General features: G+C 59.7%; 13 protein-coding genes. 2 read left to right on the top strand and 11 right to left on the bottom strand.

Annotation, left to right across the window (positions count from 1 at the left end; genetic code table 11):
- Nucleotides 1–5 precede the first annotated feature (5 nt).
- From JNN07_09205 to tadA, 9 genes are all read right to left on the bottom strand, one after another.
- Entirely contained in the window at nt 6–1016 is a 1011-nt protein-coding gene (locus tag JNN07_09205; protein ID MBL9167904.1) for a hypothetical protein, read from the bottom strand.
- Nucleotides 1013–2785 carry a pilus assembly protein PilM gene (pilM, locus tag JNN07_09200; GenBank protein MBL9167903.1) on the bottom strand — a complete coding sequence of 591 codons (1773 nt, stop codon included), beginning with the start codon at nt 2783–2785 and terminating at the stop codon, nt 1013–1015. Before pilM ends, JNN07_09205 begins: the two co-directional genes overlap by 4 nt.
- Nucleotides 2778–4199: a general secretion pathway protein GspK gene (locus JNN07_09195; protein MBL9167902.1), complete on the bottom strand. Its 1422-nt coding sequence runs from the start codon at nt 4197–4199 to the stop codon at nt 2778–2780. Before JNN07_09195 ends, pilM begins: the two co-directional genes overlap by 8 nt.
- An 11-nt stretch (nt 4200–4210) precedes the next feature.
- Nucleotides 4211–5044 carry a hypothetical protein gene (locus tag JNN07_09190; protein MBL9167901.1) on the bottom strand — a complete coding sequence of 278 codons (834 nt, stop codon included), beginning with the start codon at nt 5042–5044 and terminating at the stop codon, nt 4211–4213.
- Entirely contained in the window at nt 5041–5526 is a 486-nt protein-coding gene (locus JNN07_09185) for a hypothetical protein (GenBank protein MBL9167900.1), read from the bottom strand. Before JNN07_09185 ends, JNN07_09190 begins: the two co-directional genes overlap by 4 nt.
- Nucleotides 5523–6275: a prepilin-type N-terminal cleavage/methylation domain-containing protein gene (locus tag JNN07_09180; protein ID MBL9167899.1), complete on the bottom strand. Its 753-nt coding sequence runs from the start codon at nt 6273–6275 to the stop codon at nt 5523–5525. The genes JNN07_09185 and JNN07_09180 overlap by 4 nt, the downstream gene beginning before the upstream one ends.
- Nucleotides 6276–6284: 9 nt before the next feature.
- Nucleotides 6285–6815: a type II secretion system major pseudopilin GspG gene (gspG, locus tag JNN07_09175; protein ID MBL9167898.1), complete on the bottom strand. Its 531-nt coding sequence runs from the start codon at nt 6813–6815 to the stop codon at nt 6285–6287.
- A 64-nt stretch (nt 6816–6879) separates the two neighbouring features.
- On the bottom strand, nt 6880–8085 hold the full coding sequence (locus JNN07_09170; GenBank protein ID MBL9167897.1) for a type II secretion system F family protein: 1206 nt from the start codon (nt 8083–8085) through the stop codon (nt 6880–6882).
- Between the two features lie 10 nt (nt 8086–8095).
- Nucleotides 8096–9766 carry a Flp pilus assembly complex ATPase component TadA gene (tadA, locus tag JNN07_09165; GenBank protein ID MBL9167896.1) on the bottom strand — a complete coding sequence of 557 codons (1671 nt, stop codon included), beginning with the start codon at nt 9764–9766 and terminating at the stop codon, nt 8096–8098.
- Between the two features lie 345 nt (nt 9767–10111).
- Here tadA and JNN07_09160 point away from each other — a divergent pair, with 345 nt between their 5' ends.
- Both JNN07_09160 and JNN07_09155 read left to right on the top strand, forming a co-directional pair.
- Nucleotides 10112–10660, top strand: coding sequence for a hypothetical protein (locus JNN07_09160; protein ID MBL9167895.1), 549 nt, complete (start codon nt 10112–10114; stop codon nt 10658–10660).
- A gap of 167 nt (nt 10661–10827) precedes the next feature.
- Nucleotides 10828–11556, top strand: a complete 729-nt coding sequence (locus tag JNN07_09155) for a hypothetical protein (GenBank protein MBL9167894.1) — start codon at nt 10828–10830, stop codon at nt 11554–11556.
- A 155-nt stretch (nt 11557–11711) separates the two neighbouring features.
- Here the strand turns inward: JNN07_09155 and JNN07_09150 are convergent, their stop codons facing one another.
- Together JNN07_09150 and JNN07_09145 are read right to left on the bottom strand one after the other, a co-directional pair.
- Complete coding sequence (locus tag JNN07_09150) at nt 11712–12857, bottom strand: cysteine desulfurase (protein MBL9167893.1); 1146 nt, start codon at nt 12855–12857, stop codon at nt 11712–11714.
- Nucleotides 12858–12936: 79 nt separating this feature from the next.
- Nucleotides 12937–15720 carry a leucine--tRNA ligase gene (locus JNN07_09145; protein ID MBL9167892.1) on the bottom strand — a complete coding sequence of 928 codons (2784 nt, stop codon included), beginning with the start codon at nt 15718–15720 and terminating at the stop codon, nt 12937–12939.
- Between the last annotated feature and the right edge of the window lie 494 nt (nt 15721–16214).

Genomic DNA, 16214 nt, shown 5'->3' with positions numbered 1-16214 from the left:
TTAAATCACTTAGTGGCCAATTCCGCGGGAAACTCGCTGGGGACAAGCCTGCGCTTGTCGGCCAGGGTCTTCCCCCGTTCGATGGCCCAAAATTCCGTACCGATCTTTAACAGAACCCGACTAAAGGACTGAAGCCCGGAATTGCCCGGCATGGGCAGCGGCCGATAGTCCACCATCACGACGGTACCGCCGGCCAGGGAATCCCCGGGCTTATACCGCGCGGTCTTTTGATTGACCATGTCCCGAACATGAATTTCGGGTTGGCCCTGCCACTCGGACAGAGACACGATCCGGAAAGACTCAGGTCCTGGGGGGGCGGCCGGTCCGCCGGGGGAGGCGCTGGGAGAGCCGCCCGAAGCAGGAGGCGGCGCCGGCGGAGGAGGACGCTTGATATACGGCCGCAGGATATCCCTATCCACCAGGGAGTCCAAGAGACGGCGCTCATTCGAATCGATGGAACGGGCGACGGCAAGCTCGGTGCGTTGGACCTCGGGAGCCGGGTCCATCACCAAGGTCAGATAGCGGAAACGGATGCGAACCGCACCCGGAACGTCCCCCGCCGTGACGGTGAGGCTCTCGATCCGATGCAGCCAGGGAGACTCCTGAAGCTGGAACACCAGGTTAACCACGCTGGCCAACGGCCCTTCTCCCTGAACGCTCCACCCAATCTCATTGGCCCCTTTTAGCCTGCGAGGCCCGAGCGGCAGCCGAGTGAACTCCATTTCCTGCAGACCACTGGAGAGGATCGTCCGAGTCAGCATCTCACCGGACTTCGCGCTGGCCTGATCGATCGTATCGGCGAAGGTTCGCAGGGTCATCGCCTTGACCTGATCCTCGGCCATAAAATACCCGCGTTTCTCGGCCTTGACCTTCTCCAGCTTCTCGCGGAGGACGGCCGTGCGCTTGTCGATTTCCTTGAGCGGCTTGTTGATCAACGCGTACAGGGCATACCCCGCCACAAAAACCCCAACGAGGCCCCCGACGACGCCCGCCAATACTTTCTCGCGCGCATTCATCCCTTGGTCCCTCCCCGGTGGAGCTTGGGATCGAGCGATCCGTCGTCGGCCGGCCGCTTCGGCGCCTTCACTTTCGTAAGATCAATCTTGAGCTTCTCAGGGACGATCAGCTCGACGTTGGATCGAAACTCATATCCATAGCGATCGGCGCCCGGCGTGATGGCGATGGGCTTCACATCATAGCCGGCGGCCCGCAGCTGCTTGTCCAGCTTGGCCAGAATCTCGCCGCTTTGCGCTTGCACCGAGAGGCGGAGGACGCCTTGCGCGCTGACCGCGAGGGAGGTGATGTACACCTCATCGCTGGGAGGCAGGACCGCGCTGAGGTAAGCGTAGTGATCCAGCCAATTGGGGGCTCCCTTCGCCCAATCCTCGATGGCCGCTGCCTGCTGAATCATCTTGCGGTAGATCGGCCGATGTTTCTCCGCCTCGGCCAGCTCCATGGCCACGTTGCGGTTGGTTTGGGTGCGCTGATTGATGAGATAGGAGCGCACGGCCGCTGTAAACACGAGAACGGCGGCGACGGCGGCGGTGCCGGCCAGAATTCGGATGCGCCCCATGTCGCGCTGAACCGCGGGACGTTTCGGGTTGAGAAAATCGAACGGCAGCCCGCGCGAATCACCCAGGCCCAAGGTCAGCCCGATCGCCGCGATCGCACCTGACGCCTGCTGGCAGGCCTCCGCCGGCAGGGAGAGCGCGGTGGCAGGATCGAGCAGGGCGGCCGGGCGGTTCAGCCGCTTTGAGAGCAACTCGACCACGGCGGGCTCGAACCCGGTGGCGCCCGCGACCACGATCTTGGTGACCGGATTCAGAGTTTCGATGCCGCTATAACTGTGGAGGGTCCGCACCACCTCGATCGTCACCGCGTCGGTAAAGCCAGCCTGCTTAACAGAATCGGCCGCGGTTCCCGCAGCGGCGCTCTCTCCGTCGGAAATTCCCTCGGACTTGGACGAAGCGGGAGCTGCGGGATCCGTCACCGGCTCGACGGCCGCTTTGATCAGCGCGCCACGGCTGAACAACAGCGACTGGTCCGCGATGACATCGATATTTACCTCATCCGGACGAAGCGACACCAGGGCGAAGGCCTGCTGGCCATCCGCCACATGACAGGCTTCGACGCAGCGGGCGTTGGCGTACGGCAGCAGTCCCAGGGCGATCAACCGCAGGCCGGCCGTGTCCGCAACCTGCTGGTAATACCCCACCACGTCCTGTTTTAACGCGGCTACCAGCACCTCAATCCGCTCCTGGGCGGCACCTTCGGCCTTGGCGTCGGGAACGCTCACCCCGCCGTTGAGCAGGCTGTCCGCCCGCGCACCTGGGGTGTTCTTGCGGCCGACCTTGAAATCCAGCACGGCCTCTTCGATTCGAAACGGCAGGTCGCGCGCCAGCTGGAGATGCACGATGGATGCCATCTCCCGCAAGTCGGGAACGGCCGGCAAGGTCAGCGTGCGGAGAACGACCTGAGCCCGAGGCACCCCCATCACGACGCCATTCGGCTTGATCTTCAACTTAGCCAGCGCCTTCGCCACCGCAGCCCCCATCACCAAGGGGTCCGTGCGGTCGGCGTCGACGGCAAACTCGAGCGAGGTGGACGACACAAAGGTTATGTCTCCATCCTGGCCGCGTGGAATGCTCTGGGCCACGCGAAGAGTTTGGCCATCGATGTCGATCGCGGTGACCAGGCTCGGGGTCCGCTGGCGTCGCTTGGTGAGCCCGGCGGATTGAAGCTGGCGCCGAAGGAAACTCGTGGGACCTGTAGGGGACTCAGCCACCGCTCGCCTCCTGGGATAGATTGTTTTCAAGACTGAAGGGCAGCCCCAGACGGGTGATATCCCGCAGATAACTGATGGACGGCTCAGCCCCGGCAGAATCAATCATCACGTCAAGAACCCGATAGCGTCCCGAGGGGAGGCCAAAGCCCACCACCTGGAAGCGGAACTGAAAGCTGCGCGCCGTCAGCCGCGGAGCGATCAATCGAAATCGAGCAGCGTCCATGACGTCATTTTCGAAAAGCCAGGCAATCGTATTGCGCCGCTCAGGGCTGACGCTTTTGCGCGCCGACACGATCGCTTCCGCCAACGGTTCATCGATCCCCGGCACCGTGGCCAGCACACCGATCGAGGCTGTGTTCACGTTGATCAAGCCCGGTAACTCGTCCTCGGCGGTGGCGGTGAAGTGCTCGAGCAGAACCGGCAGCTCCTTCTTTCCGATGCCGGAAGGAATCTCCACGTCGCGCCCCAGCCGGTCCTTCATCTTCAATGAACTCTCGAGCAGCTCCGCCGGATGGTTCACTCGCAGTTTCTGGGCACGAAGCGCGGCCACGAAATTGGTGAACGCCTCATTCACCTCCACGGCAGGGAGCGGGGAACGCGGATCGTTGAGATTAGTGCGGGGCTGTCCCTGCGAATCCCGGTTGGGCTCATAGGAGGAGACCGTGAGATAAGGCCGCAAACCGAGATCCAAGCGGCCATCCCCATTGTCCGCCGGAGCCCGCTGATCCCCGTCATCTTCGTTCGAATCCAGACGGCAGTTCAGATTGAGATCCTCTCCGTACAGGGACCGGGGGGTAAAGCCGCGAACCAGAAGCAATTCGTCGAGAGTGTTCAACGCCCCATTCCGGACCTGGTAGGCCGAGCCTCGGTCGTGCAGCACCGGACTCTCTTCCGTGCCAGCTTCCCGTTGACTCGAGTCGGCATCGATGAAATCCCGCAACGGTTGAATCAGCGTCGGATCCAACCGGCCGAACTTCGAAAGCTCGGCCGTGTGAGCCTGGTTCACGTTCAGCTTGGCGGCTTCGTCGGTCAACCCGTAACGAACCTCCTGCAACGAGTCGTCAGCCGGCGGCGACCACAAGGTGAAATACCAACGCTCCACCCCATCATCGAACACGAATCGGTCCCGGAAGGCGCGAGGATTGTCCTGCCAGTCGGTGAGCCCCGCCCCGCTGCGCGCTACCATCTTCATCGCCTCGTGCACGCCGCTGATGGCCGCGTTGAACGCCTGCTCGGAGGTCAGAGTCACCGAGGAGGCGGTGTCCTCGGCGCGCATGCGGAACATCAGGCTCATGGCCACCATCGAAGCCATCATGATCACCACCAGCACCGCCAACAGAACGAAGCCCCCACGACCGCGACCGCGCCGCCAGGTGGCCGCCGCACCGACCGACACTGGATGGGATCCTCGCATGCGCTTCAGCCTCACGAGCCCTCCCCTCCCCCGTCCGAAGGACGAACCAGCACCGCCTCTGAACCGGGCCTGGATTCCGAGCGGCCCGGGGAGTTTCGAAGGCCGGCATGGGAGGCGGGACGCGTCAGCCGATTGGAACCTTGCGCCGACAAATCGATCACCCGACGAAAAATCTCGGCGTCCGTATCCTCAGCCTCCAGCCCTTCCGGAACCGCATCAAACGCCAAGGTAACCGTCACTCCGAGCGGCAGCTCTCGTGAGGACCATTGGGCCACCCACCCCGTGCCGTCCCAGTAGGAGAAATTCAGATAACGCACCAGGTCAGTGAGGGGTGCCGGGCCCGGGGTTTGGCTGATGGAATTGGAAGTGTCCGGCGAATTGAAAACCGTGGACGCGACCATCGGGGCCGAACTCGCAGCAGTCACGTTCGTCACCGCAGACCTGCTGCGAACCGACAGGGGCTCCTCCGTCCGGGAAACCCCGGTCACTACCACATTCGTTCCTTCCCGCGCCACCGTGGTGATGTAGGTCACCAACTGCAGGTCGCTCACACCCGCACGGCTGGATCGTCCGCTCAGGCCCGCTTTAACGAACCGCAGCGAAGTGGCATCGCCCTGAAAAGCCTCCACCGGTTGCGCCAAGGCGGACCGAAGATCAGTGGTGAGCCGGTCGAGCAGCAGGCGAGCGGCCGACAATCGTTCCGATTCCTCGAGAATATGCGCCCGGAGGCGCGAGGATTGCTGATAAAAATAGAGGGCCACCATCAAGATTCCTACCGCGATGCCGATGGCCAGAACCATCTCCACCAACGTGAAACCGGCGGATGATCGGCGCCGATGGTTCATAGGCTACCCCCCGCGGGCAGCGCCGTGTTCGGGGCCGCAGCCGGCGCATGAACCGCGCCCAGAATCTGACAGGAACGGAACGTGGTGGCCGAGTCGAGATGCTGAACCACGACCTCGACGCGGGTCAGTCCGTTCCCCTGGCCCAGCTCATCCTCGGTGGGGCTGGACGCGATTTGCCAGGTCCAACCCGCGAAAGGCGCCCTGAAAGGCTCTGGGCCGACGGCGGCCAGGGAACGAATTCCCAATTGAAGTTCGGAGAAGACCGAGATCGATAAGTTGGCAGCCTGGAGCTGGCGCTTCTGACGTTCGAGCGCTTCCATGGAAGAACTCATGGCCACCGAAAGCACGGTGGCGGCAGCAACAAAAAGCACCAGAGCCAGGACGACTTCCAGCAGCACGGCTCCACGCTCGGGGCCAGGCCTGAATGACCTAGAACCACCGATGCGCGTTTGAGCAAGGATGCTGAAATTTCGACGACTCATTTCTTAGCTGCCTTAGCAACCCCTTCAGGCCGCGGCGACGTTTCTTTTTCCGCATCGCGATCTCCATCACGGTTGACATCTTCCGGAATCTCCATCCGACGACGGATCGCTCCGGTGATGCCGTCCAGACTGATCCAGATCATGCGACCATCCTCAGAAAAAGGCACTCGCAACCCAAATTCTCCTGAATCGCTGGATCCATCCGGAAACAGCGTGACGGTGAGCGAGTCCGATTCTGAGTCGGATTCTTCACCACCCTCGCCCAGCCGCCCAGGACCATTCGTCGACACCAAGCTCGTCCCCTCACCTCCCTCCGCCTCGGGGAGCGAGCCAGAGAGCGGACGAATCTCAGTGATCTCGACCAGGTCTTGCATCGGAACGAGGAACGTTTTGGCTTCGACCATCGAGTGGAAGACGCCCGGCTGCTGGACCGGATCCGGTTCCCACCGAACCTCGAGCCGTCGAACCGGAAGCCCCGCCGGAGACTCGGGAGCCCCTTCTGCCGAAACCGGAGCGACCAGCCGAAGTTCAACGCGCTTGCCGGCGAAGGCCGCCTGAGCCCTGGCAAAGTGAAGCAAGGCCTCGAACTGGCTGGCTCCTTCGGTCAGCTGGGCATTGGTCTGCGCTGTCGAAAAACTGAAGATGACCGCACCCAACAACAGGAACATCAGCACCAATACCAACAGCAGCTCCACCAAGGTGAATCCCCGGCTGCTTTGCGAAGAGCCTCGGACCACCCACGGTTCCATAGGAAAAACCTATTTGGTGGAGGAGGAGCCGGAGGACAGATCATCTTTGTCACCCTCACCCGACGCGAGTTTGATGTCGTCATCCGTATCAGGTTGGCCATCCGGACCCACCGAAGAAAGACGGTAGGGCAGTCCGCCCTTCTGTTCCTCCCCATTGGCACGATCCACCACCTCGTAACGAAGCTTGTTGCCCCACGGGTCATCCAGCCGGGTGCCGGGCTTGAGATAAGGCCCCTGCCACTTCTCGCCCATCCGCTCGTTCTCGTAGTTGGGCTTCTTGAGCAAGGCGTCCAGACCGCCTTCCTGCTCATTGGGGTAATGGCCAATGTTCAGGCGATAGGTGTCGAGCGCAGTGCCGACACCGCTCAAGAGCAGGCGGGTGGTGTTTTTTTCCGCTCCTTCTTGCTGGGGGAGGACAAAGACGACTAGGGCGCCGGCCAACAACAGAATGATCACAATGACCAAAAGAATCTCGATCAGGGTGAAGCCGGAGCGGTTGGTTCGATGTTTCGAATTCAGCAGAACTTGTTTCAATCTCATAACTTAACTGGTTGTTGCAAGAGTATGTCGACGTCCATCCAGCCCCGAACATTCAAGTCCATTCTCACTTGGAACCGAGTTGGCTGGCCATTGTGAAGATAGGGAGAAGCAAACCAAGGGCCAGGAAACCGATGCCCATCGCCACTAGGCAAAGAATTACCGGCTCGATAAGGCGAACCGCCTGGTCCACCTGACGGTTCGTACGGCGTTCGACCGTGTCCGCAATCTGCACGAGGACTTTCTCCAGCTTATTGGATTCCTCCGCCACGGTGATCATGGCGAGGATCTGCTCCGGAAAAAACCCACCTTCCCCCAGCGGCTCGGATAAGCGCTTGCCATCGCGGACGGACTCCGCAGCCTGCGCAATCCGCTCCCCGAGAATCATGGAACCGGTTGCATCCTTGCTGATCTTAAGTGCTTGTAGCAGAGGCACTCCATTCGCGAGCATCGTTCCAAGAATTCGACAGAACCGAGTGATGGCCACCAAACGAAGAGCTGAACCGACCACTGGAATCTTCAAGCGCCATTCCTCGATCCGACGTCGGGCTTTCTCGCTCCGAAGATTGGTCCAGATCAACGCGATCACCCCGGCAAGCCCCACCAGCAGGAAATACCAATAGGTCCGCACCAACACGCTGGCGCCGAACAGGAGCTCGGTGGGAAGGGGTTTCTTGGCGTTGGCCAACAACGGCTCGAATTTGGGAACAAAGAAAATCAGCGCGCCGATCATCACGGCCATGCCCAGAGCGGCCAGCAGCGCGGGATAAATCAAAGCACCCATGACCTTGCTCTGCAGCTCATCCAGACGTTCCAGAAAGCCACTCAGGCTGCGTAGCACCTCCTCCATGAAGGACGCTCGTTCCCCCGCCTGAACCATGGCGGTGTGCAACACCGGAAAAACCTCCGGGAATTGTTTCAAGGACTCCGTCAGGGACTTGCCGTCCGCCACGCTGACACGAACCTCTTTGAGCAGGCCTTTCAGTCCGGGGCTGACAGTGGATTTGATCAGGGAATCTAGCGACCGAAGCAGCGGAACGCCGGATCCCAACAAATCGGCCAACTGGCCATACATAACCCCCAAATCTCGAGATTTAACCCGATACTTCTTCTTGATGGAAGGATCCCGAGAAACCCCTTTTCCCCGCACGCTCACGGGAAACAACTTCTTCTCACCCAACTGCCTCAGCACCGCCGCCTCGGATTCCGCTTCCAGCAGTCCGGCGATTTTCTGACCACTCTCCGTTAATGCAGTGTATTGAAATTGTGCCATCGATAGTCGACTACAAGGCCGTGCACATCACAACCTCGTCAGGAGTCGTAATGCCTTCGCGGACCTTGACCCATCCATCCTCACGAAGCAAGCGCAAGCCCGACTGACGGGCCACTTTGACGATCTCCGGCGAAGGAGCACGTTCCATGACCTTGTAGGCGATCTCATCATTCATCACCATCAGCTCATATAGGCCAGACCGACCCCTAAAACCGCTATTCCGACAATGGGGACATCCTGTACCAGCGAAGAGTTTATCCCCCGGCTTCACTGTAAAGTCTCGCGGCAGCTTAGAACGATCGGGTTCCACCTCCACTCGACACTTGGGACAGATCTTACGAACGAGTCGCTGGGCCATGGAACCGATGAGCGTGCTGCTGACTAAGTACGGTTCGACACCCATATCGATCATGCGCATCGGGGCGGAAGCCGCATCATTCGTGTGCAGGGTCGAAAGAACCAAATGTCCGGTCAACGCCGCCTGGGTAGCGGCCCGGGCAGTTTCAAGATCCCGAATTTCACCGATCATCACCACATCCGGATCATGACGGAGGATCGCTCGAAGCCCGCGTTCGAAGGTCATCCCCACCTTATGCTCGACCGGAATCTGGTTAACACCGTGCAGATGATATTCGACCGGATCCTCGACGGTGAGCACTTTGATACCCGGACCGACCAGGGCATTGAGTGCCGCATACAATGTCGTCGTCTTCCCGGAACCAGTGGGACCTGTCACCAGAAAAATCCCGTGCGGACGCTGAATCAGGCCATCGAAAAGCTCGTAGGTCTGAGCATCCATTCCCAGCTGCGGCAAGGTGAACAGGACATTGGACTTGTCCAGCAAACGCATGACCACGCCTTCGCCATAGAGCATCGGGATCACACTGACGCGCACGTCGATTTGGCGCCCTCCGACGTTGAACTTGATCCGGCCGTCCTGCGGCACGCGCCGTTCGGCGATGTTCAGATTGGCGAGAATCTTAATGCGGCTGATGATGGCCGCTTGAAAGCGATGCATCTGCGGGGGGACTGAGGCCTCCTGGAGCACACCGTCGATGCGATATCGAATGGCGATCTGGTGCTCGTAGGGCTCGACATGGATATCGCTGGCCCGCTCGTTGACCGCCTCGAGAATAATCTCGTTCACCAACTTAACAACGCTGGCCTCCTGGGCCATTTCGAGCAGATCTTCGCCGCCCTCCAACGCTTTGGCCGGGCTATCGATGTCATCCGCCCCCACCATCTCATCCAGCGTGTCACCCCCGAGTCCGTAGTGGCTCTTAATGATCTTCTCAATCTCATCGCGAGGTGCCAAGACCGGCTGGATGTTGAGCCCGGTCATTAGCCGGATGTCGTCGAAAGCATAGAGATCAAACGCATCACTTGTCGCCACGTTCAGGGTCCCATTGACCTGGGAAATGGGAACGAGGCGCTTTCGGTAGACGATTTTGGAGGGGAGAGCACGCAAGGTCTCGGGAAGAATGGAAATATCTTCCAGATTCACCAACGGAATATGGAGCTGTTCGGACATCACCTCCAGGAGCTGCCGTTCAGAAATGCACCCCAATTGGATCAGAGCCCGATCCAGACGCAACCCTTCAGACCGTTGCAGAGCAACGGCTTCCTCGAGCTGCTCCACCGTGAGCAGGCCCTTTTCCTGAAGTATTTCTGAGATACTCATACGGATCACTCAAATCGGACTAAGAGGGTCACCCTTGCCCTGCGAGCCTAGACTGTGCCAACCCGGTGCAAGCAGTTCAATCCACAATCCAAGCTGGCACCGCGTGAACGCCAGTCTCGAAGAATGGACCTGGGTAGCTCCAGCCAGCGAGGCTTCCTAATTAATACGACTCCAGCCTGTCGTGTATCATTCGAGGAAACTGCCCGTTCGACCTTTAAATCGCCTAGGTTCTTTTCCCGAAGGTGACCCTGTCGCCATGCGTTCGTAACAGTCCTGAACGAAGTTATAGTCAGTGAAACGAACGAACAATGACGGGTCATACGGATCCGTTTTAGGAGAAAGACGATGATTGTGACGAATCAAGCCCAGTTGGACCGCCAGTTGGAAGCCTATCTGGTGGAAATCAAGAACCAGTTTGGCCCCGACTCCTTGGTCAATGTCACCTTGGACGCAGTGCAAGTGGTGGGCGACAACGGATTGAAGGCGGTATCGGCGCCCTCCGCCGCCTCTCAAACGACGCCCAAGACCTTGCTCAGTGTTCTAAGCCACTGCTACGCCGTGGGACTTTACAACCCCGCCGACATCGAAGCCGCGATCGAGAACGACCCGACCGTCAGCTACCTGGCGACCCGGAGGTATCCGTCCATCGCGGAGCTTCGCCGGTTTCGGCGGGAACACCGGACGCAGATTCAGTTAGCATTGGTCGAGACCTTTAAGCGGATCTGGACTGCGGCCAGTTTAGGATTGAATCCCGCACAGATGGGGCCCTCGGAATGGGAATCCGCCCTTGAGGCCTCCGCCCTTCCTCCCAACCTGATCGTTCAGTTTGGACGTCTGGCCGAGGAGCACATTCTGCTCGCGCAGCTCTGGGACGGCCCGGCGCTGCGGGATTAAGGAAGGGATGGGCCGAGACGGCCCTCACTACATTGTAGCGACGTCCGTCCTCGGGCGTTCCCCACCCGATGGGCCGAGAGGACCCACACTCCAATTTGGCCTCGTCACTGCTCATTGACTCCGGCCGACTGGGCCGGTAGCCTTTAGGAGCGTCTAAAGCGCAACCCATGCTCGAGATCATCGAAAAACTTCTAATTTTGCAGGATTGGGACCAGAAACTTCAGGGCCTCCGCGAAGAGTTGCAACAGATTCCAGTGGAAGAAGCTAACCTGCTAGCTAAGGCCAAGTCCTCCACCTCCGCCCTCGACAACGCCAAACTCCGAGTCAAGCAACTCGAGACCGAGCGCAAGAAGCTGGAATTGGAGGTGGATACCCGGAAGCAGCAGATCGAGAAATATTCCCTGCAGCAGTTCCAGACCAAGAAAAATGAGGAATACCGGGCTCTCGGCAACGAGATCGAAACCTGCAAGGCTGCGATCGCCAAACTGGACGACCAACAGATCGAGTTCATGGAGCAGATCGAAGGGGCCCAGCGACAAGTCGCGGCCGCCAATGAGGAATACCTCGCTGCCAAAAAGACCGCCGACGGACGAATCGCCGAACTCAAAGGTCGCCAGGCCAAGCTGGAGCAGGAGTTCGCTAAGGCGGAGTCCGAACGCAACAGCCGGGCCACCGAGGTCGATGAAGTCCTGCGGGCCAAATACGATCGTCTGGTGAAGAACAAAGGCGGCCGAGTGGTGGTCGGGATCGCCCACGGAGTCTGTGGTGGCTGTCACATGGGCATCAGCCGCAGTATCGTGCTGCAATGCCAAGGCGGCAAAGAGATCATTCAGTGTCCCAACTGCAGCCGAATTCTCTACTATTCCAGGGACATGGACCTGCAAGTCGCCGACTAGCAGCCTGTCGGAACTTATCCCCACCGGACGTGAGTCCGGCTGTGGAGCCCGATTGTGCTAAGTTATCTTTTAGGAATCGTCGCGACAGGCTGCTAGATGTTTTTCCTGTGGAAAAGAGCCGATCCGCTGATGGTTTCCTTGTGACCGGATCATCATTACCGAGCCGTGTTACCCTTCTCAATGCTATCCCGAACCACCTTGATAGCGTCGAGCAGGCGATCCCAATCAGCCTCCGGGGTGTCCCAGCCTGAGCTCAGCCGAATCATCCGATTGGCTTGGCTGTCAGCAAAACCCATCGCCTTCAACACATGCGATGGTTCTTCGCTGCCGCTGGCACAGGCCGATCCCGTCGAAACCGCGCACCCCTGTCGATCGAGTTTCACCACCCACCGCTGCTGACAGTCCTTCTGAGGAAACAGGGCCGAGACGGTATTCCAAAGGCGAGGTACGCCCTGCCCCACCACCTCCGTACCGGGAAGTTCTTCAAGCAACTGGGCCTCGAAACGGGCCTTCGGGACGGAGGCGTGCTCAGCTCCACCCGCCGCCAGCCAAGCCTCCCGACTCTCCAAGGCCGAGACCAGGGAGAGGATGCCCGGAACGTTCTCTGTCCCGGCACGACGTCCTTCTTCCTGTGATCCTCCGCGGATCAGGGGAGAAACTCGTCCTCGGGTCGGACATTTGAGAAAGCCTACCCCACGCGGACCGCCAAACTTGTGGGCGCAGCCGCTCACCCAATCGCACCCACCCAAACCTTGAGCCGGCAACTTGCCCAGCCACTGGGTGGCGTCGCACAGAAAGGGGATCTCACGGGACGCACACCAGGCACGCGCTTCAGCCCAGGGCTGGATGACCCCGGTTTCGTTGTTGGCAGCCATGACACAGACCACTCCAGGAAGGGCGCCCAAGGCCCAGTCGTCCAAGACATCCAGGTCCACCTGACCTTGTGGGTTGGCTGGCAGCCATCGGACCCTACCGGGAAAATACCATCGGGCGGCCTGAACTAAGCAAGGATGCTCGATGGACGAGATCCAAACCTCCCGATCCGGCGGCAGCACTCGTGCGAAATGGTGAAGCACCTGGTTATTGGACTCCGTCGCTCCCGAAGTGAAGACCAAGTCCAGAGCATCACAGCCCAGCAAGCGAGCCAAGCGATGTCGAGCATCCTCCAGCGCACTCGAAGCCCGCGACCCCAAACGATGCTGGCTGCTCGGATTGCCCACCCATCGTTCCGCCGCATCCAGCCAGACCTGGCGAGCCGATGCGGTCATCGGCGACGTCGCGTTGTGGTCAAAATAGAGCATAGATCCGAGGCGTCCGGCCGGCCTCCCCGGAAGGAGGCCTACGCGACGCCAACCATCGAATACCGAGCGGGACGGCGGATCAGCCCGCCACGATGAAGTTGATCATCCGGTTCGGCACGTAAACCACCTTGGTGATCTTATCCAAGCTGGGTACGAATCGAGAAACCCCATCGGCCGCAAGCGCGAGCTCTTTCACCGCCGCCTCGTCGCATCCCACAGCAATGGTCACCCGACCGCGCAGCTTGCCGTTAACCTGGACCGGGATCTCCACGCTGGATTCCTTGATGGCGTTCTCATCGTAGACCGGCCACCCACTGCGGAAGATGCTCTGCGGCTTCTTGAAGGTCTCGCGCCACAGCTGTTCCGCCAGATGGGGCGCGAAGGGCGCCGTCAACTGGACAAACACCTCGGCATCGGACCGCGACATGGTGCCTGCCTTGCGGAACTCGTTGCGCAACTCCATCAAGGTGCTGATGCAAGTGTTGAACTGAAGCTGCTCGAGGTTCTGACCAATCTTCTTCACCGCCTTCGCCAGCGACTTTTGCAGCTTCGGATCGGTTTGTTCCGCCGAGGTCTTCGCCGGGTCCGTGAAAAACTCGAAGATATGACGCGCAAGATCGTTCACGCCTTTGATGCCCTGGTCCGACCAATCGCCGCCCTCGGCGAATGGCCCCAGAAACATGAGATACATGCGGAACACGTCGGCTCCATAGCGCTCCACGAACGGATCGGGACTCACGGCATTGCCATGGCTCTTGCTCATCTTGTGCCCGTCCTTGGTGATCAGCCCCTGATGAATCAGCCGCTTATACGGCTCGCGCACTGGCAGGTGCCCCGCATCGTTCAACGCCTTCGCGATGAAACGAGCGTACAGCAGATGCTTGGTGGCGTGCTCGGCTCCACCAACATACACATCCACAGGCATCCACTTCTGGGCCACATCGGGAGCCAAAAAGGCTTTTTGATCCCCTTGGGAGAGATATCGGAAGGAGTAGAAGCTACTGCACACGAAGGTATCCATCGTGTCGGTCTCCGGGCGCCATCCGGGGCCGAAGATTTTCTCCACCCGCTCAACCAGCTCACGGGACCGCGCCAGCGGCGGCACGCCATCGGGCTTGAAATCGACATCGGTCGGCAGAGTCCAAGGCAGATGTTCGTCCGGAATGGCATGAGCCTTCCCCTGCGGATCATAAGCGATGGGGATCGGAGCTCCCCAATAGCGCTGACGGGAGACGCACCAATCGCGCAAACGATAGTTCACGTTGCGGAAACCTACCCCGCGCTTTTCAATGTGCTCAATCACAGGCTGGCGGACGGCGTCCCAACGCTGTCCCGCCAACTCGGGCGGAGCGGTGAGCAGACCGTCCACCTCGCGATAGAACGTCTGGAAGGACTTCACGGCCTCGGCCAATCCAGGGTCGGACGGCAGCAACGCGATGCGCAATGGGATCTGGAACTTCTTGGCGAAGACAAAATCACGCTCATCGTGGGCACTGCAGTTGACGATGCCGGTGCCATATTCGGCGAGCGCATAGGATGCGATCCAGATGGGGAAGTCCCCGGTGCCAAAGGGATTCTCCACATACCGTCCTGTGAAGATGCCGTCCACCTCGCTGGCGATCTTGCTCTCCATCAGCTGAGTCGCGGCGATTCGAATTCGACGGTCGTCCAGCTTGTCCGCCAATCCGGCAGCGGCGCAGATAGTCTTCAGCGACTTGTAGATCACCGAGTAGTCCGGAGCAGTCGTCTCCGCGAGCAACTGGGCCAACTGGCTGATTTCGCCCGCTGCCTTCGTCGGCTGACACTCTTGGCCGCCCAGCTCACTGACGAGGCCCATGATCTGCATGGCCAATTCCACCTGGTTGGCTGGCTTGACCTCCGCGCGCTTACGCTTGAGATCCTCCAAAAACTGACGCACAGCGGCTTCCTGAGGGGTTCCCTTGATCAGGCGTTCGACCAGTTCGTGCTCCGGTGCGATGACCGTGAAGGTCTGGGCCAGGTAGGTTTGCGGGATGGAGTCATAGACCTCGACCGTGTCTCCGAGGTCCTTGAGCTTCATGCGGAAGTTCACGCCCTCGCTGCGTCCTATCCAGTTTTTCTGCATGATCTTGGTCTTCTCAGGCCAATCCAAAGCAGGGAGCTCCTGAAGCAAGGGCTCCGCATAATCCTTAATCTTGAAGAACCACTGCTTGAGCGGCCGTTTCTCCACCTTGGCTCCGGAACGCTCCGCGGTGCCATCCGGCTTGACCTGCTCATTGGCCAGCACCGTCTGATCCACCGGATCCCAATTCACCACGCTCGTCTTCTGCTCGGCCAGGCCGCGCTTGAACATCTGGAGAAAGACCCACTGGGTCCAGCGGTAGTATTCCGGTTCGCTGGTGTTGAGCAGCTTGGTCCAATCGTACATGCAGCCCATGCGTTTGAGCTGCTTGATCATGGTCCGCACGTTGGACCGCGTGGAGTTAGCCGGCTGACTCCGATGCTTCATCCAGCCATTGACCGTGGCGAGCGTCGCCTTCTCGCCCACCTCGAACTCCAGCTTACCGGCGGCGGCCTCGTATTCATCCACCAATTTGCGAATGCCGACGGCGTAGTTTTCGGCAGGGAGCCCGAAGGCATCAAATCCGATCGGAGAGAACACATCATAGCCCTGCATCATCTTGAAGCGGGCGAAGGTGTCCGAGGGCGCGAAGTTATACCAATGGCCCACATGCAGCTTGTCCCCGCTGGGATAGGGGAACATCACGTGCGTGTAGAACGGCTTCTTGGCGCTGCGAAAATCCACCTCGTAGAGGCGTTCTTTTTCCCATCGTTCCTGCCACATCTCTTCGAGCTGGGACGGATTATATTGCGTCGTTTCCATCTAGTTCTCTAACGGGTTGCCCTGCTGGGTGATTCGATCAAAACCGAACCCGAAGTATGTCAAAGCGCACTACCGGCGCAAGGCCTATAACGGGGGCAGTTGCACCCAGGACGTGATCCGAAGTGAGGGGAGATCTGTATCTCCCTATGGGAATCCCGACTCCATCGAGGGGAGACGAAAGCGGCAGAGGGCTCTAAGCATTACCCACAAGTTCAGAAGATCTTGGACCTCTATCCCAACGGGATAGCGCCTCAAAGCCCAGGGTTGCGAGGAACGAGCTACCCTGGGAAAAACCCATAGAATTCACAACCCCATCGTGGGTTGCGGTTTGTTTGGGGGTGTTGGCCGATCCGGTCGCAACCCGCGTTGGGGTTGTGAGAAAACAACGACTAACCCAGGGTAGGCGCTCCCGCTTCGCGCCAACCCTGGGCTTTGAGGCGGAATCCCTGTGGGATTCTAACATCTGGTCGAAGAACTTGTGGGTAATACTCAGG

The organism is Verrucomicrobiales bacterium, from assembly GCA_016793885.1.
Taxonomy (GTDB): Bacteria; Verrucomicrobiota; Verrucomicrobiia; order Limisphaerales; family UBA11320; genus UBA11320.
The sequence above is the reverse complement of the archived record's forward strand: the minus strand, read 5'-3'. Positions and strand labels throughout refer to the sequence as shown.